The organism is Guptibacillus algicola (genome assembly GCF_020171805.1).
In the GTDB taxonomy this organism is placed as follows: domain Bacteria; phylum Bacillota; class Bacilli; order Bacillales; family Guptibacillaceae; genus Guptibacillus; species Guptibacillus algicola.
Map to the genome: position 1 here is coordinate 80,894 of NZ_JAIVAF010000006.1, position 20,569 is coordinate 101,462.

The window sequence follows — 20,569 nt, forward strand, 5'->3', positions numbered from 1 at the left end:
ATCGTTTTGTTATATAGGAGGAGGAGGGGTTTAGATGAATGAAACATTTGATCGGCTGTATAACGACTATCACGCGACATTATTCCAGTTCTTATTCTATATGGTAAAAAACCGTGCAGTCGCAGAGGAGCTTGTTCAAGAAGTTTATATTAAAGTATTACGCTCCTATCATTCATATGAAGAAAGAAGCAATGAAAAGACATGGCTATTAACGATTGCCAGAAATGTCGCAATCGATTATCTGCGAACACATAATCGAAGGTCATCCCGCTGGCTAAGTAAATTTGAATTTAATAAACAAAATGCAAAAGACGCTACACCGCTCCCAGAAGAAATCGTGATGCAAAAAGAAGAAGTTCAAGCCATATACCATAGTTTGAAAAACTGCACTCTCGATCAGCAGCAAGTCCTTATCCTTCGTTATATCCAAGAATTTACAGTAAACGAAACGGCTGAGGTGCTCGAGTGGAGTGTAAGTAAAGTCAAAACTACCCAACATCGTGCGATCAAAGCACTTCGCGAACTGTTGGATGACCATACGAAGACGAATTTAAAGGGGGTTTTATGATGAGCGAAAAAACAAAATCTCTGTTGTCAAAATTGCCAGATGTAAAAGATCATCAAAGTAAAGAAATGATCTATCAACAAGTTCAAAATAAAATGAAAGAACGAGGTAACAACATGAAGAAAAGTAAGAAACGGTTAACGTGGGTGATTCCTTCCTTTGCAACAGGAGCTGTTGTCGTGCTATCCCTGTTTCTTTTACCAGGTGTATTTGACCAACCTGATGACCAATCCGAGAGTGCATTAACAGAATCCTCTGCAGACAGCCAACCTTCTAATGAGAGCGCCACGACGGCTACACTTGATGAAGAAGGAAAGAAGATCGTAGAAGACCCAATCGGAAAAGCCGAAGATAACAATGCAGGGTTTGTTGCTGAAGAAGTGGTTGCATTCGAACACTACACTCCTGCCATGCAGCCTGGAACTAACAGCCTTGTCTTCTCGTTTCCAGACCAAGAAAGTCTAGCTCTCATTCCATTAACCTTCCAGGTTGATAGTAAGCAAACTCTACCAGAACAGATTCAGGAAATCCTCTCGTCATTTGATGCGAACGCAAACGGTTTTGGTCAATCACCATTAGCTGATGCTTCCATCGATGTTGAAACGCTAAATGGATCGAAGACGCTTGTAGTCGACTTCCCTACACCTGGCGACAGCTTGTCATCAAACGAATCCATCTTGGTCCGTAATACCACATTGTGGCTTGCAGATAGTATTGATGCAGAAAATATCAATTGGAAAACAAACGGGGAAGATGGCTATATGCTAGGTAACTTCGGTCCCGCTGAACAAAGTATAGAAGAAGAGGTTGCACCATACTTCCTATTTGAAACAGAGACGGACAGTCGCTACCTTGCGAAAGGATCTGTACTCTATGGTGAAAGTGCAACTGATTTAGAAAGTGTCCTTTCACTTATGAAGGATGGCGATAGCCAAAATAGCGCGTATATTCCTTCAATCCCAGAAGGCGTTTCAATTGATTCCGTTGAAAAAAGAGACGACCTAGCTGTGGTAACCTTTACTGAAGATAGTACCTTTACTTCTGAAGAAGAAGCGATGGAAACACTTGAGGCAATCATGCTAACTGCGGCACAGTTCGGTTACAATAAAGTCAGTTTCCTTAATACTGGATTTGAAAAAGTTGGTCCGTACTCTTTTTATGAAGCAATCGAGATCCCTCAGTCTCCAAATGCCATTTCTCTTAGTGAATAATTCTCTTTCTCCGAACTCGAGAAAAAAATACGAAAAACGCATCCTAGTCCATGGATGCGTTTTTCTTTCAATACAGAAGAGCCTAGTGGCGTAACATGCCATTCCAAGCTCTTACTAAGTTAACTATCTTGCTATTTCAGTAATGATGTCAGCAGGTGTCATTTCCGTGTTAAGCTCATGTTCACCTGGTTGAATAGCTGTTTCTTTACCTTTTTCTCTTAATACATTTATGAAATCATCAGCAGTTTTCACTAGTTTCTGATCTTCTAGACTTTGCGCTACTTCTTGACTTGTCATGCCCTCTTTGATGATAAATTCAACCTTTTCACGCTTTTGCTTTTCTTTTTCAGCATCTTTTTTATCATCCGTTTTTTCCTTTGAGGTATGTATAGACTCTAACTGTTTTTTTGAAGCCTGCAATGATTCGTATTCTTCTTTCTTTATCATCACCATATTTTGTTCATTCAATTGCTCTTCAACCAATTCGTCGGTAGACTTCTTGCTATCCTCTGCTAATACATTGGAAAACATAAAGTAATAAGCACCTAGAAGAATTGCAGCAACCAAAAGACCTGCAGCGATACCCTTTGCTTCTTGCTTACTCATTGCTACCACCATCAGCAATTTTCGTTTGACGTTCGAGAAGTTCTGTCCGTTGTTTTACAACCTTCAGTTCTCTCATCAAATTAATATACACATCATCAACTTGCCCTTTAACTTCTTTTGCATAATCGTTTACAAAATATGAGTAAATAAAGAAACCGAGTGAACCGGCAAGCAATAGAAAAATGATCAAAAGCATTATTATCCCCCTACGAACTGTTTTTTGCATTTTCTATATAAACGTATTTCTTCCATCCAATTCTTTCGTTTCACAAGAAGGCTTTCTGTCTATTTCAGCTTTTATTTAAAAATGAAACACAAAAAAACTAGAAAAAATACGACACGAATCGACCTTTTCTAGTTTACCTATTATTTATTAAACTGGCAATACACTTATTGCCTGCTATTGATTGTTAATAAGCTCAATGAAATGATAAAGGATTCTTGCAGTCATTCCCCAAATAACGTAATCCTCATAGTAATAGAAATACTCTGGCATCACAGAAGATGACCAATTATATTCCTCACCGTTAGGAATAAGGTGAAAAGGGAACGTATCTTCAGGTTTCACGTGTAGTTTAATATCGTGGCGTTCAGGAGGATTCGCTATGAAATAGTTCAAAGGGACGGTAAATACTTCTTCGACCTCTTCCGGATTAGGAGATAGGTTCGTATCTTTTTGAATAACACCTAAGAAAGGATAGACGATCGATTGAAAAGACGAAACGAGATAATCGAGCTCACCAATGACATGGACATCGTCCCGAGTTACGCCGAGTTCCTCACATGTCTCCCTCGTAGCCGCTTGTAGTGGACTATCATCGGATCGATCCACTTTCCCGCCCGGAAAACACACCTCTCCTGGCTGTCTTCTAAGCGTATGTGCTCTTATTTCAAACAGCACATGGACTTCACCATTTATTTCTACTAGCGGAAGTAACACTGCAAATTTAAAGAAACGTTCATTACCGAGTACTTCACCCTTTCTCCCTTTAACTTTAGAGTGAATATCTTGCCATACCTGCATTGTATCGAACTCCTTCTATGCTTCCTTCTCTATCTATTATACTCATAATAAAGAGATTTTTCGCAATTTGCGAAAATTTTCTCATAATAGTTGTAACCTTTCTCTTACTCAAGACGTCCAATTAAGAAAAGGGTGATTATATGTTTAAATACTTGGCTATCGGTAGTATTGCACTAATGACGTTAACCGGATGTGGAGAAGGGAATGAGTCAATGAATTCAACGAATAACGGAACGAACGCCAGTGAAGAAGTTACTTCTGAGTCTTCTTCTGGGTCATCTGGTATTGTCGCTGGCTCAATGGAACCATCACTTACATTAGAATCGACTCACAATGGGAAAGCTACCTTTACTTATCGCATTCAAAACCAAACAGAGAAGGTACAAACCGTTACGTTCCCATCAAGTCAAAAGTACGACTATAAACTCTATAATGAAGAAGGTGAGGTTCTCAAAACATATTCTGCTAACAAAAGTTTCATCAAAGAAATACAAACGGCTGAAGTGAAGCAGGCTGAAACGTTGGACTACACCATAACGCTTGATTCGTTACCAAATGGCTCATATACCCTAGAAATCTGGCTTACGGTAGAAGGCGATGACGACTATATGAAGAAGATTGATTTCACAATAGAATAAGTCAAACCAGCTGGCATTTGATGTCAGCTGGTTTTATTATACGAGCCTAAAGTTAACGAAGTGCACGCTCAAGGTGATGTTTCGACATCGTTTGAAAATACGCAGCTTCAACAGAAAGTGACGAAGAGATAAGAAGACTTTCCATCGCTTCACTCTGAAACGACGTTAAGCGACTCTTTGAACAAAGCTCTTTCGCTTTCGTTTTAACAACCTTTGCTGAGAGGTTATTATTTGAGTGAACTTCTTCAAAGAGACACGCATACGCGTGATAGAAAACAAGCGGATTGATTAAATCATCGTTTCGATCAGCAGGATTATTGAAAGCAAACTTTAACAACAACCGAATGCTCTCAAAATCATGTGTGTTTTTTAAATCTTCAACAATGAATAAAATCGCGGCCTGTTCGACTGAATATTTCTTCCCATGCTGCGGAGACCCTATCCAATCCTTTATGTCTCTCTTCACCCAATTCTGCACAGCTGTGGAGCGAAAGCTTGCATATTCAATTTGATTACCTAGGCTGACGATTTCGTTTATTGAAAGACCCATCGCCTTTTCTTCAGCTTTTAGAAGCTTTTGAAAAATAGGAGGAAGGTTGTTGTCATCATTAAATTCCCTCTTACTGCCTGTACGTTCCCACGCCTTAATCAAGATCTCCTGAGGATTCTCTTGATTCCGAATACACTGCAATATGTTTCCCATTTCCATTCTAGTTAAATAATAGCCTTTCATCTTACACCCCTACACCTTATAAGGTCATTTGAACTTATCGTATAGCTTCTTTATGGAAATATCAAGAAGGAGCAATTTCAAATAGAACATTTGGGCTATTTACCCGATATTATTTTGGAACTGTTTCGGAATTGGGTGAATATCCTGTGTTGTGTAAAGGAGGAATTTGCTTATGAACATGTACAACAACCCTTACGGTAACCAGCACGTCCAGGGTGCTATGCAGGGAGCTAACATGCAGAACCAAGTTCAAGGCGCTATGCAAGGGCCTAATATGCCGAACCAGCAAGTTCAAGGCGCTATGCACGGACCGAATATGCCGAACCAGCAGGTTCAAGGCGCTATGCACGGACCGAATATGCCGAATCAGCAGGTTCAAGGCGCTATGCACGGACCGAATATGCCGAATCAGCAGGTTCAAGGTGCTATGCAAGGGGCTAATATGCCTAACCAACAAGTTCAGGGTGCTTTAAAAGAGTTGTCGGGCGATATGAAGAAACTATGTAAGAAGTATAATAACTATCATGCGAACGTTCGAATGAATGATGGAATGGAATATGAAGGCATCATTATGGACTCAGACAGTGAACATGTGTCCCTATTACTCCCACAAGAAGTAGAAGAAGAAGAAGTTGAACGTCAATACGGATATGGTCGTCGCCGTTTTCGACGATACGGCAGGTACTTCTTTCCTTTAGCAGGGATAGCAGCACTTAGTTTAATTCCATATTATCGTCCATATCCTTACTATCCCTATTACGGTTATCCTCCTTACGGATACCCTTATTATTAAAATACCTAAAGAAGACGAAAAGAAAGCCGAGAGTGGCTCCCTTTTCGTCTTCTTATTATGGTTTACACGTTAGCTTATTGATTTTTTTGTTGACGTATTTCCTTGTTCGAAATAAGCTCATTTCCTTGTTCGGAAGTAAACCGTTGATTGAGTGAATGACCGGAAACACTATCAAAAACCATATCTGGATTTAATGAAGTATTCATCTTGATATCCTGTTTTGACCTTTTCTTATTTTCCGTCATGATATCCACCTCCATCATTACATATCATGACCTGAACTTTTAGAAACATACCTTCTATACGGTGATGACAACCTTCCCAAATTGTTTCGCTTCCGACAAATAATCAAATGCCTTCTCAATATCATTCAATGTGTAGGTCGTGTCGATGATCGGCTCAATAGAATGGTTCGTTACAAATTCAAGCATGGTACTAAATTCTTCTCTGCTTCCCATCGTTGAACCAAGGAAATTATATTGTCCATAAAAGAAAGATCTTAAGTTGATTTCAGCAGTATCACCTGTAGATGAACCAAAGATCACGAGTGTTCCTCCTCGAGTTAAGATTTCTAAAGATCGATTGATTGTAGCTGCTCCAACACTTTCGATCACAAGATCAACCTTCTCGCCCTTAGTTGCCTCTCCCCAATCTTCTTCATTGGATAGTGCAACATCTGCTCCAAGTTCAAGTGCTCTATTCCGTTTTTCTTCACTTCTTGAACTTACGATTACTCTCGCCCCGATAGCTTTGGCAAACTGAAGCAAAAACGTTGCAACGCCTCCACCGATACCAGGAATGAAAACCGTTTGGTCACTCTTCAATTGACCTCGAGTGAATAATGAGCGATAAGCTGTTAACGCAGCTATACCGTAAGATGCGGCTATCTCATAAGACATAGAAGAAGGTTTTGGAATGGCATTTTCCTCAGGAAGCACAATGCTTTCAGCAAATGTGCCATTTCCAGGGAATCCAACAATTTGGAAGCCTTCTGGGGGAACCGCAGAGGTCTTTTCCCAACCGATTCCTGGATTAATAAGTACCTCATCACCTACTTTTACAGACTGGACGCCTTCTCCTACTTCACTTACTACCCCAGCACCATCTGAACCTAAAATAACATCAGGGTCACCATCCGATCTTCTCTTTGGAACAGATAGGTCCCTGTGGTTTAAACCTGCAGCTTTTATTTGGATTTGCACTTCCCCTTTACCAGGGCGAGGTTCTTCCAGATTCTCTTTGTATGTTAGGCCATCTTTTCCTTGTACTCCACCGTGAACATAACCTTCCATATGTAATTCCCCTCCTAATACCATTTGTATAATTACTCCTGCTCTATCTATTCCTAGGTTTTACCGTTGATAAACCTATGGTTCCTACATTATCACACATATAATAAACGCATCAGGAATCATCCTGATGCGTTTATGTTTAGCCACTAATCCATTTGTATTCCAGTCCCCAGCTATCTTTTGCAAGAGTTTTTACTTTTGCAACACTTTCTCTTTCAACCGCGTACGAATCACCTTGCTCGTATGGGTTGTAATGAAACGCATAGAGACGGGATGTGAATTCCTCGAAAGGAAGTGAGCTTTCACCAAAGTTCTCTCCATTACCCATAACTGTACTAACGATTCCTTGCCCCCAGTTCTGAGAGCCGTCATTGTTTGGATTATAGAAATAAACGCGGTAATTTCCTTTAGGACACTTCGCTACTCTTTGAATCGACACAGCATGAAAACCAAGCATCTTTCCATGAACGTTGGTAATAAATATCCCTACAGGATTTGGATAGATTAATTCATATTCATCATTGTATTCAGGATGATGCGTTGCATAAAATAACCTTACAAAGCCCGGATAATCTGCAATGTTCCCAGTTATGGGCTCGATTACTGTACTGAATCCTTTTTGTACCCAATTCCCATAAAAAGCAGGATTCACCCAACGATGTCCATCTTCACCTCTTAAAGCTACTCTAGTCATCATTTCACTATAAATTCGATCCAAATGCGGAACTAATACGATGGACACCGGATCAAGCTCAGGATGAAGTTCAGGAGCCAATCCTCCCTGAAGGTCTTTAGAGTAAATGCTCACGCCTTCGAAAACCATATCGATTTCGCCATCTCGTGCTGCTCGAGGGATAATCTCCAATAAATAGCCAGGAGCATGCTGCGCCCATAAGCTAATTCCCCTTGCTGCCTGACAGGTTGGGTTTAAGCCCTGACCGACTCCAAGCGGTTGACCAAGCACGCTGATGACACCAGCTAGAAGGATGCTGTTTGCCGTGAGCCCTTCTCCTTCGTTAGCCGATTTAAATAGAGCATTTCGAACTTCTGGTCGAATATCAAGTTCGATCAGTCTTCTTAGCCCTGGTATGACAGGTGAAGCAGATAGAACGCCTCTTTCTAAAAGCAATGCTAGCCCGTATACCGATTGACAGGTCGAAGGGAAAAGAGCCACCTTTATAAGCTGATGAACCAGTTCTGCATGCTCCTCAAAATTCGCTTTTCCTTTTCCACTCAACTGTAAGAGTGCCGGAAGAAACTCTGGAGACTTTCTGCTCAAAAAGCGTGCGAGAACACTATGATGCGGCGAACAAAGACCAGTCTGTCTCATAGAACGACCTAGGATCTCACTTTCTCTTTGAAGCTCTTCAGCAGAAAGATTCATCAATTGCTTTCGGTATTCATTAGGCTGTGAGTATAAATGGCTCAAATTGGATGGTCCTTCGATTGAAGCAACGAATTGCTGAAGAACCTCTCTCTGACTATCATCTTCATGTGTCTTAAGCATCTCTTTTGCCATTTTTATAATCGAAACGGTACGTTTAACCATAATAGGGCGTTGAGCAGTTAATCGTTTAATTTCGTGTATTAGGGTTTCAGAGAGTGCACTCGAAGAAAGATAACGAGAAATGAACTGAAACAACCGCTGAGCTTCAGCAGCATTTTCCTTTTTTTCAATCCGTGAAGCTTCTGTTGCTTGAGGAAATAATAAATCTAAATTAAGAGCCATGACTTCATTTAGAAAATCCATAGCCATTTCTTGGGACACATTAGAATTTTTGCCCTTACCTTCAGCAATGGCTAACATACGTAAATTGCTCATCATTTCGATGACGTATGGAAGCCCCTTTGCTTGAAGGGAGCCTGCAACTAGTGGTGGCTGAAGCTTTGATGCATCTTCCCATGGCCCATCTTGGAAGACTCCAGCTTCATCGAATTTATCTGCATACTTAAAAAGAATTTCAAGCCCTTCATCTGTTTCAAGAAGACGATTCGCTTCTTGATACACGTCCGTCTGGTACCTTGATTTTGCATATGCGGGCGCTTCGTTAAGCTTAGTCAAAGACTGGGAAAACCTTGCAATCTTTCCTTCTGTTACGTCAGATGGCATGCTTAATTCTCCTTTATGATAAAGAATATTCTATAGATAGAAATCGTACTTTTCATAGTATTCAAGTAAACGTCTCATCTCAGCACTATCGTCTCCAAAGAAGAAGATCGTTCCATAATGATTTCCGAATCCAACTCGCTCCGCTACTTTTCCTTGTGGAGGTGTGAACATGTCATGCTTTTCGAAGAAAGCGTGCTCTTCTAGCTCATCTGGAATCGTTAACTCTTCAATGAAATTGACGTGAGGATGTACCATAAGGCAACCAGCATATCCATTAGCCTCATCTTCAGATGGGAAGAACTTTCTTAACTCTTCTTCTGTCGTATTAGGATCACTACATAGGATTTGTGCTTCATACGCACTAAAGCCGTAAGCGCGTTCAATTAAATCAAAAATATGACCACCAGGAACACGTGCAGCTACTTCTCCAAAGTGCAACGTTCCATCTGGCATGATGAAATATTCTGGGTGTATAACACCATTTTCAATTTCAAATGCTTCGATAAGTTGTTCAATCGCTTGTCGAATAACTGGTCGCTTGGACTCTAGAGACGGAGAAGGTGGAACAAAGTTCGAATACCCTAATTTCACATATTCTGTGATGTTAAGGAATTGAATTTGTCCTTTATGAACAAAGACTTCACATGAAAACTCTTGCCCATCAAGATGACTTTCCATCAATAACGGGAAATCCGTTTCAGTTAGAGCTTCGATGTCGGCCGGGTTATCAATCGCACGGTGACCTACAGAACCAGCCTTATCGAGGGGTTTACAATGAATAGGATCGTATTTATCACCATCAACTTTTAGAAGTGCCTCATTTACTCTCTTCAGGAAGCGTTTTACGTCGTCTTTGTCTCTTGCCTCTTCAAAGACACCAACTTTAATTCCAGCAATTTGTGCTTTTCTTTTCATCATCCCTTTATCTCTTAACAAAAGAGAACGATTAAAGAGACGTGGTTCTTGGCGAAATCTGGCATTAAGTGCTCCAGCCCATTCTACGCATTCTTCATATAGAGGAACGGCAACTTCAGCACCTAGTACTTTCAGTTGCTTATAAAGCTTGTCTGATCCTTCATTTAGACGATCAAACTCCCACCCTACAAATGTGATATTATGTTTCTCTGCGTAGTCTTTAAAATCAGGTGGACCTACCACTACAAAAGGCCGTTTTAATTTATCACAGGCCTCAATCGCCGGAAGACTCCATCCAATTAAAGCAGTTAAATATGGAATTGTTTTTCCTTCTGGCTGACTTTCTTCCAACGTCTGGTTCATTTCTAATTGATCCAGTTCCATTCGTTTTCGCTCCTTTTTTCATATAGTAGAGAAATCTTCCTGACCTTCCCTCTCTAACGTAGCAGATATGACATGACTTTTTAACTAATATTCTGACTTTTAGCCAAATTACGACAAAAGAAGTCAGTAATCTTTCTTATTCGAGTTAATTCGACTAGTGGCATGTCAGAAAATTAGCTATTCATCTATTCCCTAATTTTTCTAATTCCTAACAAAAAAAAGAAAACCGCTCTAGTGTGAGCGGCTTCTAACAATCGTTATTTATGATTTTTTTATTACACTGATTTCACCTTCGATTACGTCTACTTTTACGGAAGTAACGTTTCCTTCATCTACAAGTAAATCAGCAATTCCATCTTCTACATGCTCCTCTATAACTCTTCTTAATGGTCGAGCACCAAACTGAGGGTTGTATCCTAATTCTGCAAGTTTCGATTTTGCGTCTTCTGTTACTTGCAGGGTAATTTGTTGGTCAATTAAGCTTTCTTCCAAATCTTCAATCATTAAATCAACGATCGTTACAAGGCTTTCTTTCTCAAGTGATTTGAAAGATACGATCGAATCGAAGCGATTGAGGAATTCAGGTCTGAAATATGAGCTTAGGCTTTCCATAACATCCGTATAGCTATCGGCTGATTCGAACCCTACAGTTATTCGACGTTCCGAACTACCTGCGTTACTTGTCATAATGATGACAGTATCTTTGAAGCTTACAGTCCTTCCCCCGCTATCTGTTAAGCGTCCATCGTCTAGAATTTGTAGAAACATATTCTGAACGTCAGGATGTGCTTTTTCAACTTCATCGATCAATAGAATACTATATGGCTTCCGGCGCACACGTTCTGTTAATTGTCCTGCCTCATCATGTCCTACATATCCTGGTGGTGAACCAATAAGTTTAGAAACAGAATGTTTTTCCATATATTCACTCATATCGAGTCGAACCATAGCTTCTCTATCTCCAAATAGTTCTTCAGCTAGTGACTTAGATAATTCGGTTTTACCAACACCAGTAGGTCCGACAAACAAGAAGGAGCCAATCGGCCTGTTTTTCCGTTTAAGTCCTGCTCGACTTCTTCGTATAGCTTTCGCGACTTTGTGAACGGCATCTTCTTGACCAATCACTTTTGCGTTAAGCTGCTCGGCAAGGTTCTTCATCTTCATTTGCTCATCTTCCTGAAGTTTCTTCACAGGTATTCCAGTTTTACTTTCAATAAGTTGTTGGATATCTTCAAGATTTACTAGAGCATCCGGCTTATCGTTGTCTTTCAAGGATTCCTCTAATTTCTTTTCTAGCTTAAGCTCTTCATCACGAAGTTTTGCAGCTTTTTCATAGTTTTCTTCCTTTGTTGCTTCCTTTTTATCTGCTGCAAGTTGTTCTAGACGTTTCTGCAGGTCATCATGATTTGAAGAAGTAATCGTTAAATTCATTTTTGAACCAGCTTCATCTAATAAGTCAATTGCTTTATCAGGTAGAAAACGATCCTGAATATAGCGATTAGATAACGTTACACATGCTTTAATCGCTTCTTCAGAGAATTTCACTTCATGATAGTCCTCATACCTTGGCTTAAGTCCTTCCAAGATTTTAATTGCTTCTTCAATTGTAGGCTCATTTACCATTACTGGCTGAAAACGTCTTTCAAGAGCTGCATCTTTCTCAATCTGACGGTACTCTTTCAACGTTGTCGCTCCGATTAATTGAAGCTCGCCTCTGGCTAATGCAGGTTTCAAGATGTTCCCTGCATCCATCGACCCTTCTGCTGAACCTGCTCCAACAATCAGATGGATTTCATCGATAAATAGGATGACATTCTTTCTTTCTTGTAGTTCAGCAATTAGCTGTTTCATTCTCTCTTCAAACTGACCACGAATTCCGGTATTTGATACAAGAGATGCGACGTCTAATAGATAAATTTCTTTATTTTGAAGCTTAGAAGGTACGTTTCCTTCTGAAATACGAAGAGCTAGGCCTTCTGCGATGGCCGTCTTCCCTACACCAGGCTCCCCGATTAAGACAGGGTTGTTTTTATTTCGTCGGTTGAGCGTTTCGATAACTCTCGCTACTTCTTCGTCTCTCCCGATGACTGGGTCGATTAAACCAGCTTTTGCTGCATCTGTTACGTTCTTACCTAGATCATCTAGCAGACCACCATTCCCACCACCAGTTTGTTTTTGTGATTCGTTATGTGGAGAGAATTCTTGATCTGGTTGTTTCATAAATGGTTGAAAGAAATCATCAAATTGTCCTTTTGATGAAGGAGTTTCCTGACCATTCATCACGTTTGCATAGCATGAATTGCACAAGTGAACGCGTTTTTTATTGTGGTTAATTTGAACATTCAACTGCACTGTTGCAGTATTTTGGTTACATTTTTCACAAAGCATAAAATGGCCTCCTTATAAATGTTTTATTTATATGAAAGTGAATATCGAATTTATCAAGATCAACTTTTTTGACTTTGACTATATTTGACCTTGTGATTATATTATAATCTGACTATCTTTGACTTTCAAGTATTTCGCTTATTATTGAATCCATACTTTGTTAAAACCCCATATAGGAGTAGCCACAACAAATTGTGTCGTGGCTAAAAAATGTAATATTTGAAATAAAGGAATTTTTTCAAAGGTTGGATAATAGATTGTATTAAACTACTTTTCGACAAAGGGTATACAAGTTTACTAGTTTGGCAACAATGGTGATAGATTAAAAAGGGAGGAATACCAATGAATGATTCGGTCTATCAATTGATCGTTGAATCCACCGTCAAGCGCGTCCCTACCTGTCATGAATCACCAAATGATTTCTTTATTGCCCTTGATGACTGTGATTATCCTTATCTTATCCTACCTACTCCTAAGGAAATGTTTGATAACGATGATGTTTTCACCATTCGTCTGATTCCAGATGTACTAAATAAATTCCGCTACGAATTGGACAACTCTTATACAAAACTATCGTTCAGTCGTTTTTCTACTTTTTTCGATGACAAAACATATTACTTTGGCCCTGAAGAAAACATGCTTGTTAAATTCTTAACTTCCCCTATTTACAAAAACTACGTTGCTTGGATCAGTCACCTTTACTTCAAACGAATCGATGACTTGATTGAACAATATAACAACGAACCTGGTAAAGAGCAGAAAAAAACAATTAAAGCGAAACTTTCTCGCCTTCTGATCGAAGCTTAGGTACCAGACGATCAACTTCATCCTGGACAAGGTGGCATCCTTCAACTAGAGACTGATAATGAACATTGATGACCTCTCCTATATTTTCAGTTGCCTTATACGTATATCGGGGATCATAATAATCCAGCAGAAGCTTTTCAACGACTGTACCGTAATTCTCTTCCTCAAGCGCGCGGTAAATATGCTGACGATCTTCTTCTGACAGTCGTTTCTCGATTTTGTGGATGCCTTTTACTATTTTCTGTGCATTCTGCTCAGGATGATACGTATTTAATATCGTTTGAATTCGATAAGAAAGCGGGGCGTGAACATGGATGCGCGTCCCTTTTTGTTTGCCCTCTAAAATAAAGTTCGGAACAATGATGTTCCCGAGTCGTTTGCTTTCAGACTCAATTACATAATAATCGGTTTCGCCTATTTCATTCAGTCTATCGTATAACTTCGCTTCAAATTCCTTTTGACTTCTCTCGGGTAAACCCACCCTTCCAAAAACAGAGCCTCTATGTGCTGCTAACCCTTCTAAATCAATAACAGGATAGCCATTTTCTTTTAGATGATGTAAGATCTCAGTCTTAGAAGTTCCAGTTAAACCTTCTAATACAACAAACTCCACCTCTCGCTTAGCATACTTTTCAAGTTGTTCGATAATTGTTTGGCGATACGAACGAATTCCACCTACTAATTGACGGCAAGGCAAACCCATCATTTCAAAAATAACTGCAAGACTTTTGCTTCGCATACCGCCTCTCCAGCAGTAAATGACGAACTCCTTCCCTTGTGATATCGTTTTTGCAAGCTTATAAAATTCTGGGAGAGATGGAGACACAAGCGAAATCCCTAGCTCCTTCGCTGCCTCTGTTCCTTCTTTTTTATATGTAGTCCCTACGATTTCCCTCTCTTCATTAGAGAAGATAGGCATATTAACAGCACCTGGGATATGAAATTGTTCGTACTCCGCTGGCGTCCGCACATCTATAATGGGGATTTCTCTATCGAATAATTCATTGATCGAGATAGTTTTCATAACGACTCATCCTTTTTATCTCATGATTGGATTTATTATATCATCCGTTTTCTAATCGTATTAAACGCTTGTTTATGCACATTGAAATAGGGGAACTTTATAATGAGGTGAAAAAAATGGAAACTACCGAAATGATTACCCGTATACAAGATACCTTTAAGAATTGGGTGGGAGGACATCTAATCATTGAGAAAATAGAGAACGAAGACGTTGATAAAACGATCATGCTTTTAGAAGGCATCACGTTTCTCCAAAACGGTGAACAAATCGATCATTATACTGATTCAACACTTCTCCAACTTCAAGGAGAAGGTAAAATTATTTCTGAAGAAGATACTGTCCCCCTTCCTCACTCAAGCTTTGACATTCAATTAGAAGGTTTAATGAACATTAACCAAGTAGAAGACGGACTAACTATCACAACAGAAAGAGCAAACTATACTATCACATATAATTCTAACTAAAAGGGACCAATGGTTCCTTTTTGCTTTAATTTTAGAATAACTAAAACTCCTTCTTAATATCTTGTATATAGACTGTTATGAAGGAGGTATTTCATGGAGCAAAATGATATACAATTACCCGATGAAGAAACTCGCTCCTGGGCCATGTTTGCACATCTGTCAGCACTTTCAGGCTATTTGATACCATTTGGGAACATTATCGCCCCGTTAATCATTTGGTCTATAAAAAAGGATGTTCATCCTTTTATCAACGAGCAAGCTAAAGAAGCATTAAACTTCCAAATTTGTATGACGGTCTACGGCATAATCGCTGGGCTACTCACTTTGATCCTGATCGGATTCATCCTTCTTCCTGTTATTTTCATCATTCAACTTGTCTTTATCATAATCGCTTCAGTAAAAGCCAACCAGGGTGAGGACTATCGATATCCATTGACCTTCAGGATGATCTCCTAATATTCCACAAATTTCGGGCCATTCCACATAATTTAGGTATGTCCATGTTATAATGGAAGTAAACTTAGAATGTGGAGGGTGTGCCTTGGCTACAAAAGGAAAAGAATGGAACCGTTTGACAGTATGGGCGCTTGCATTTATGGTGTGGGCTGTACCTATCGCTTTCATTATCGGTTTCTATATCACAACGAGACCTCAGTAAACCAGCGATACGCTGGTTTTTTATTTGTTCTCACTATTTATGCTCAGGTTTTAGCTTCCTATTAGTTGGGAAAGAAGTACATATACACCAACTAAAGGAGGAACATAATCATGAAAGAATTCACAGTAGCACCAAACAAAGACGTAACAGGCTGGTATGTAAAGGTGGAAGATATTGCACCTACAGATCTATATAAAATGCGTTCTGATGCAGTTGAGAAAGCTGAGGAATTAGCAAAAGAAGATACACCAAGTAAAGTACTTATCCTTGATGATAAGCATGAAGTTGAAGAAGAGCGAAAGTATTAAAGAGCGCTAACAACCCTTTCATAACAAATGGAGGGGTTGTTCTTTTGTTTAACTAGAACCATTCTAAAATAAAAAGAGCGGATCATCATCCGCTCTTCCCCCTTAGCTATTGCTATTTCCGCTGTTGTTTCCACCTTTTTTACCAATCTCTTTATAAAACTCTTTGTCATGGTTCTTAGATGTTTGTTCTCCGCCCTTTTCACCGATCTCTTGATAAAATTCTTTATCGTGTTCGCGAGCTGTTTTATTTCCGCCTTTCTCACCTATATCTTCGTAGAATTCTTTATCATGTTCACGCGCTGTTTTATTTCCACCTTTTTCGCCTATTTCCTGATAGAATTCCTTATCATGTTCGTTAGCAGTTTTCTCTCCACCTTTTTGACCAATATCCTGATAAAAATCTTTGTTGTGCTCTCTCGCTGTCTTCTTTCCGCCTTTTCGACCAGCTTCTTCTCTGCTCATTTTCTCATTGTTATTAGCCATTCTTTTCTTCCTCCTTTAAAAGTTTTGTTCTATTATTGCTACAGTTTTGGTATTCCACGGTAGCCATTTTCAAAACCAAATAATGGGGTTATTTTACAAATTTAAGCCAATCTTACCAAGCTCACTCTATCTATTTTCATATAAAAAAGCCCCCATAACGGGGGCTTTTGTGTTAAGAGTAGTAAACATGGATCGGTCGTTCATATTTCTTCGAAAGCTTTTCTAATGATTTCTTCACGTTGATCAAATCGTCCTTATCTATTCCACAACCGATCTTTATTTTAAAACCTTTTTCCTCAAACGGCTTCAATTCTTTAATCATATGTTCAAAAGATTTCAACCAGGCTGGGTAATTCGTTTGAAGACCAGCTGGCTTATATTGACCATAGAGATTAGCAATAATCCTCTTGTTATCTTTACTTAAAGCAAATGAACACTTACCAAGTTTCTTCTTTGGAGGGAATGGAAAGTTCTCATCAGCTTTGGCTGCTTCAGGGTACGTTTCTTTTACTGATTTTGCAATCCCGACATCTAATGCATTAAAGCAGTCACATTGGTGCGCAATAACAGTACAATCACTTTTAAGAAGGTTGCCTTTTTCTAATTGAATCATACATGCACTCTCCTTTTAGAGAACCCTTTTGTATGATTATAATGAAAAATCAGATAATTTCAATAGGAATATTTTCCTTCAATCTGCATATTATGATAGGATTCGCTATTTTAACAGGATTTCACTCGTCCTAAATCTTTTTTCTACCTACCCCTGGCTGTTCTGCATATAGACTTCTTCAAATGGTTGAACTACTACAAACCCTGATCCTTCAAATTTCATTTGAACAGACTCTCCGCTTCCTCTTCCAAAAAAGGATTTCAATGATACATCCGTTTGAAAATCTGGTTGTAAATTACCAGACCATGCCACAGTTGCATTTGGGTCAGTAATAACAGGCTTCTCCGGCGTTACACGTATCGTAAGTGGTTCATAATGACTTGTAATTGCAATCATACCAGGCCCTTTACATGTCACATTAAATAAGCCACCAGCCATCATACCAGTAATACGTTTCATCATTTGTATGTCCCAATCAATTCCTTCTTCAAATGAAAGAAGATCATTCCCGTTTACACTGATCGATTCTCCTTCACCTAGATGGATAATAGATATTTTCTTACCAGCATCCGCTAAGTATAGTTTTCCTCTGCCATCTGCTTTCATAAGTGAAGCACCTTCACCTGTGAATGCTTTTTTGAACATTTTTCCGAGGCCGTGTTCTAAAATCCCTTCTCGTTCAAATTTGATCTGACCATTATACGTGATCATAGCCCCTGCCTTTGCCCATACCTTCCCATTCAAATTTACTTCTAGCACTCTTTCCGTCTCAAGTTCAAAGAAACCTTCACCTTTATCCTGTTGTTCTGTAGATTTGATAAATTCATCCATGGAATATCGATTCATAATTCATTCTCCCTTCTCTTTATTACCACCATTTTACAACAATACCTATTACTTCTCACATAGTTGGTTTACACTGTGTATAAAAGGGTTGTTTTGAAAAATCCTGCTGAGGGTACATTAACTCTTATAAGACTAAGACTGGAGGTATAATCTTGATTATCGTGTATGCTAGCATCACAATCGTTGTTCTTTCACTCGTTTATCTCGGTGTCGTAGCAGTTAAAACCTCTAAAGAAACGAAAAGTTCACTGAACGATTTTTCTGCCACTGCTGCAAGACTTCAAGAAAAAGTAGATCGGATCAATGAAGAAACGAATAACTTAACAAACACAACGAACCAAATTTCTGAAAATATTCAAACAAAAAAAGAAACGATTCAAGGTGTGATTGGAGAAGCAAAAGAAACTCCTGAACCTTTCAAGAACCTTTTTACGTCAATTAAGAACACACCAAACCCACAAAAAGAGACAACTGACGAAAGGATCACCGAATTTGGCGATAGACTGATCGATCTGTGGGGCCGCTACCGCGTAAAGAGAAAATCTAAAGCGGAGTAAGGGCGTAGCCCTTACTTTTTTTGTTCTGTACTACTTTAAATTAGGTGGGCTAATGATGAAACAAATACGACAAATCATATTCTTTATTCTCATGACAGCAAGCACTTATCTTATATTATTCACCTCTGTCCCCGCCTTATGGAAGTGGATAGCGGGAACAGTGTATTTCGCAATTTTGTTTTCTATTCTTTTTGTTCTCATGTTGGAACAACGGTCGCCCTATAAGACGCTATTATGGATGTACGTGCTGATTTTCTTTCCGATCATTGGGTATGTGTTCTTCCTCTTCTCAGGCCAGTTAGAAGTCCAGGGACACCTGTTTAAAGAGAAGCGCACGAATGGGCTCGAGTTTTTTCAGAAGCATGTGAATTTCTCTGCCTCAGAACGTTGGCACGATTTATCAGAACGGAACCAAAATTTTTCAAACCTTATCGCAACCATGGTATCTAGTCCGATCAGTATGCGTTCACAAACCAAGCTTCTCCTTAACGGCAGTGACACATTCTCTGCTATTAAAGATGAGATCAAGAAAGCAAAAACGTATATTCATTTGGAATACTATACCTTTCGATCTGATGAGCTAGGAAAATCAATTATCCAACTTCTCGTTGATAAAGCGAAGGAAGGCGTTGAAGTCCGAGTTCTATATGATTCAATCGGAAGCCACAATCTCTCTAGGGCTTCAAAGAATGCTCTACGAGCTGCAGGTGCAAGTGTACAGCAGTTTCTCCCCCTTAAGTATGGGTTCTTCAACCAGACCGTTAACTTTCGGAACCATAGAAAAATCATAGTGATAGATGGACGTACTGCTTTCGTTGGTGGTCTCAATATCGGAGATGAGTACGCTGGCGATTATAATGGTATGAAATACTGGCGTGATACACACCTGCTTGTAAAAGGTGAGATCATCTCTGCAGTGCATGGGGTATTTCTAATGGATTGGGAGTACATGTCAGGAGAAAGCTTATTATCAGAGAAGTACCTAGAAGCATATGAAGTAGATGGTGATGGTGGAACCCAGGTCGTCCCAAGCGGTCCAGATACAAAGAGAAGTGCAATGACAGACCTTTACTTTAATTTGATCACAACAGCCAAGGAGCGAGTATGGATCGCTACACCTTATTTCGTACCGAATAAGGCACTCAGATCAGCCCTTTCCATCGCAGCGATGAGAGGTGTTGAAGTAAAGCTAATCGTTCCTGAAGTGAGCGACGGATTCCTTACTCAATATGCAACTCGGTCATACTTTTCACAACTACTGGAGTATGGAGTTGAAATCTACATGTATCAAAGAGGATTCCTTCATCAAAAAATAATGATCGTAGATGATGATATGGCTACGATTGGAACGGCAAATATGGACATGAGGTCCATGCATTTGAATTTCGAAGTCAATGTTTTCTTATTCCAAGCTAGTACAATTTCTGATCTGGTTCATGCTTATCGAAATGATATAGAAGACTCAGTAAAAGTCGACAAGCACAGATATCAAGAAAGAGGCTTGCTACATCGTACGAAAGAATCCTTTGCTAGACTTTTTTCTCCAGTTCTCTAACTTTTGTCCAATCTTTCGTTAAGAGAGAATGCATGATGAGGTCAATATGTTTCCCTCCAGCAAACGTATAATCTCTAAGAATTCCTTCCTCCTGAAAACCAAGTTTACGTACTAGATTTCGGGAGGCTGAGTTTTCTTGATGAACCAATGCACCTATTCGATTCAGCTGCATTTCTTCGAAGCCATAAGCGATAATAGCTGATAGCGCTTCAGACATATACCCTCGACCTTCTGCTTCTTCTATTAAGTCGTACCCTACCTCAATCCTACCAACTCGCTTCGACCAATTATGGAATCCACACGTTCCTATCATTTCATTCGTATCCTTCCTTGAAATCCCCCATCTTAACGCTTGTTTGTTCTCAAATCCTTTTCGAAAGCTCATTAAGATCCCTTCTGCTTCTTCCATGTTTTGAATGATATCACTGCCATAGTACTTCATTGTCTGTTCATTAGAAAAGATAGCAAATAATGTCGGTAGATCCTTTTCATTTATCTCTCTTAAAACCAATCTAGATGTTTGTAGCTCCGGAAATTCTTCTTTCAAGTGCAACACACTCCATCCATAAAAAAATCCCCGGAGAAAAACTTACAT

Annotated in this window: 24 protein-coding genes; 10 read left to right on the forward strand and 14 right to left on the reverse strand. The window is 39.4% G+C overall.

Annotation, left to right across the window (positions count from 1 at the left end):
- Positions 1-34 precede the first annotated feature (34 nt).
- Together LCM09_RS17495 and LCM09_RS17500 are read left to right on the forward strand one after the other, a co-directional pair.
- Positions 35-568 carry an RNA polymerase sigma factor SigX gene (locus LCM09_RS17495; protein ID WP_224884577.1) on the forward strand — a complete coding sequence of 178 codons (534 nt, stop codon included), beginning with the start codon at positions 35-37 and terminating at the stop codon, positions 566-568.
- Positions 568-1,776, forward strand: coding sequence for a GerMN domain-containing protein (locus tag LCM09_RS17500; protein ID WP_224884578.1), 1,209 nt, complete (start codon positions 568-570; stop codon positions 1,774-1,776). The genes LCM09_RS17495 and LCM09_RS17500 overlap by 1 nt, the downstream gene beginning before the upstream one ends.
- 123 nt (positions 1,777-1,899) lie before the next feature.
- On the opposite strand, the gene LCM09_RS17505 is transcribed toward LCM09_RS17500, so the two are convergent.
- The 3 genes from LCM09_RS17505 to LCM09_RS17515 form a co-directional block, all read right to left on the reverse strand.
- Positions 1,900-2,382 carry an endolytic transglycosylase MltG gene (locus tag LCM09_RS17505; protein ID WP_224884580.1) on the reverse strand — a complete coding sequence of 161 codons (483 nt, stop codon included), beginning with the start codon at positions 2,380-2,382 and terminating at the stop codon, positions 1,900-1,902.
- A complete protein-coding gene (locus LCM09_RS17510; protein WP_224884582.1) occupies positions 2,375-2,578 on the reverse strand; it encodes a hypothetical protein in 204 nt (67 codons plus the stop codon). The genes LCM09_RS17505 and LCM09_RS17510 overlap by 8 nt, the downstream gene beginning before the upstream one ends.
- 204 nt (positions 2,579-2,782) lie before the next feature.
- Positions 2,783-3,406: an NUDIX hydrolase gene (locus tag LCM09_RS17515; protein WP_224884584.1), complete on the reverse strand. Its 624-nt coding sequence runs from the start codon at positions 3,404-3,406 to the stop codon at positions 2,783-2,785.
- 140 nt (positions 3,407-3,546) lie between these two features.
- Between LCM09_RS17515 and LCM09_RS17520 the strand changes: the two genes are divergently transcribed.
- On the forward strand, positions 3,547-4,044 hold the full coding sequence (locus LCM09_RS17520) for a BsuPI-related putative proteinase inhibitor (RefSeq protein WP_224884586.1): 498 nt from the start codon (positions 3,547-3,549) through the stop codon (positions 4,042-4,044).
- Positions 4,045-4,096: 52 nt separating this feature from the next.
- On the opposite strand, the gene LCM09_RS17525 is transcribed toward LCM09_RS17520, so the two are convergent.
- Positions 4,097-4,777: a DUF1836 domain-containing protein gene (locus LCM09_RS17525; protein WP_224884588.1), complete on the reverse strand. Its 681-nt coding sequence runs from the start codon at positions 4,775-4,777 to the stop codon at positions 4,097-4,099.
- 172 nt (positions 4,778-4,949) lie between these two features.
- On the opposite strand from LCM09_RS17525, the gene LCM09_RS17530 reads away from it, so the two are divergent.
- Positions 4,950-5,570: a hypothetical protein gene (locus tag LCM09_RS17530; protein ID WP_224884591.1), complete on the forward strand. Its 621-nt coding sequence runs from the start codon at positions 4,950-4,952 to the stop codon at positions 5,568-5,570.
- A gap of 74 nt (positions 5,571-5,644) precedes the next feature.
- Here the strand turns inward: LCM09_RS17530 and LCM09_RS17535 are convergent, their stop codons facing one another.
- The 5 genes from LCM09_RS17535 to LCM09_RS17555 all read right to left on the reverse strand — a co-directional run bounded on the left by LCM09_RS17535 (position 5,645) and on the right by LCM09_RS17555 (position 12,659).
- Positions 5,645-5,815, reverse strand: coding sequence for a hypothetical protein (locus LCM09_RS17535; protein WP_224884593.1), 171 nt, complete (start codon positions 5,813-5,815; stop codon positions 5,645-5,647).
- Positions 5,816-5,869: 54 nt separating this feature from the next.
- Positions 5,870-6,862 (reverse strand): zinc-binding dehydrogenase, encoded by a 993-nt coding sequence (locus tag LCM09_RS17540; protein ID WP_224884595.1) that lies wholly within the window; start codon positions 6,860-6,862, stop codon positions 5,870-5,872.
- Positions 6,863-7,001: 139 nt separating this feature from the next.
- A complete protein-coding gene (locus LCM09_RS17545; RefSeq protein ID WP_224884597.1) occupies positions 7,002-8,972 on the reverse strand; it encodes a hypothetical protein in 1,971 nt (656 codons plus the stop codon).
- 30 nt (positions 8,973-9,002) lie between these two features.
- Complete coding sequence (locus LCM09_RS17550) at positions 9,003-10,271, reverse strand: ATP-grasp domain-containing protein (RefSeq protein WP_224884599.1); 1,269 nt, start codon at positions 10,269-10,271, stop codon at positions 9,003-9,005.
- Positions 10,272-10,532: 261 nt separating this feature from the next.
- Positions 10,533-12,659 carry an ATP-dependent Clp protease ATP-binding subunit gene (locus LCM09_RS17555; RefSeq protein ID WP_224884601.1) on the reverse strand — a complete coding sequence of 709 codons (2,127 nt, stop codon included), beginning with the start codon at positions 12,657-12,659 and terminating at the stop codon, positions 10,533-10,535.
- Positions 12,660-13,001: 342 nt separating this feature from the next.
- Between LCM09_RS17555 and LCM09_RS17560 the strand changes: the two genes are divergently transcribed.
- Entirely contained in the window at positions 13,002-13,466 is a 465-nt protein-coding gene (locus LCM09_RS17560; RefSeq protein ID WP_224884603.1) for a hypothetical protein, read from the forward strand.
- Here the strand turns inward: LCM09_RS17560 and mnmH are convergent.
- Positions 13,429-14,490, reverse strand: coding sequence for a tRNA 2-selenouridine(34) synthase MnmH (mnmH, locus tag LCM09_RS17565; RefSeq protein ID WP_224884605.1), 1,062 nt, complete (start codon positions 14,488-14,490; stop codon positions 13,429-13,431). The genes LCM09_RS17560 and mnmH overlap by 38 nt on opposite strands.
- A gap of 116 nt (positions 14,491-14,606) precedes the next feature.
- Between mnmH and ymzB the strand changes: the two genes are divergently transcribed.
- The 3 genes from ymzB (at position 14,607) to LCM09_RS17580 (ending at position 15,920) form a co-directional block, all read left to right on the forward strand.
- Complete coding sequence (gene ymzB, locus LCM09_RS17570) at positions 14,607-14,954, forward strand: protein YmzB (protein ID WP_224884607.1); 348 nt, start codon at positions 14,607-14,609, stop codon at positions 14,952-14,954.
- A 93-nt stretch (positions 14,955-15,047) separates the two neighbouring features.
- Positions 15,048-15,410, forward strand: coding sequence for a DUF4870 domain-containing protein (locus LCM09_RS17575; RefSeq protein WP_224884609.1), 363 nt, complete (start codon positions 15,048-15,050; stop codon positions 15,408-15,410).
- A 312-nt stretch (positions 15,411-15,722) separates the two neighbouring features.
- Complete coding sequence (locus LCM09_RS17580) at positions 15,723-15,920, forward strand: DUF2188 domain-containing protein (protein WP_224884611.1); 198 nt, start codon at positions 15,723-15,725, stop codon at positions 15,918-15,920.
- 102 nt (positions 15,921-16,022) lie between these two features.
- Here the strand turns inward: LCM09_RS17580 and LCM09_RS17585 are convergent, their stop codons facing one another.
- The 3 genes from LCM09_RS17585 to LCM09_RS17595 form a co-directional block, all read right to left on the reverse strand.
- The gene (locus tag LCM09_RS17585; protein WP_224884612.1) at positions 16,023-16,403 is read right to left on the reverse strand and encodes a KGG domain-containing protein; all 381 of its coding nucleotides are present in this window, start codon (positions 16,401-16,403) and stop codon (positions 16,023-16,025) included.
- A gap of 172 nt (positions 16,404-16,575) precedes the next feature.
- The gene (locus tag LCM09_RS17590) at positions 16,576-17,016 is read right to left on the reverse strand and encodes a macro domain-containing protein (RefSeq protein ID WP_224884614.1); all 441 of its coding nucleotides are present in this window, start codon (positions 17,014-17,016) and stop codon (positions 16,576-16,578) included.
- A gap of 147 nt (positions 17,017-17,163) precedes the next feature.
- Positions 17,164-17,862: an AIM24 family protein gene (locus LCM09_RS17595; RefSeq protein ID WP_224884616.1), complete on the reverse strand. Its 699-nt coding sequence runs from the start codon at positions 17,860-17,862 to the stop codon at positions 17,164-17,166.
- Positions 17,863-18,023: 161 nt separating this feature from the next.
- On the opposite strand from LCM09_RS17595, the gene LCM09_RS17600 reads away from it, so the two are divergent.
- Together LCM09_RS17600 and cls are read left to right on the forward strand one after the other, a co-directional pair.
- On the forward strand, positions 18,024-18,419 hold the full coding sequence (locus tag LCM09_RS17600; protein WP_224884850.1) for a DUF948 domain-containing protein: 396 nt from the start codon (positions 18,024-18,026) through the stop codon (positions 18,417-18,419).
- A gap of 52 nt (positions 18,420-18,471) precedes the next feature.
- Positions 18,472-19,974: a cardiolipin synthase gene (cls, locus tag LCM09_RS17605; RefSeq protein ID WP_224884618.1), complete on the forward strand. Its 1,503-nt coding sequence runs from the start codon at positions 18,472-18,474 to the stop codon at positions 19,972-19,974.
- On the opposite strand, the gene LCM09_RS17610 is transcribed toward cls, so the two are convergent.
- Positions 19,949-20,521, reverse strand: coding sequence for a GNAT family N-acetyltransferase (locus LCM09_RS17610; protein WP_224884620.1), 573 nt, complete (start codon positions 20,519-20,521; stop codon positions 19,949-19,951). The two genes, cls and LCM09_RS17610, sit on opposite strands and share 26 nt — an antisense overlap.
- Positions 20,522-20,569: the final 48 nt, after the last annotated feature.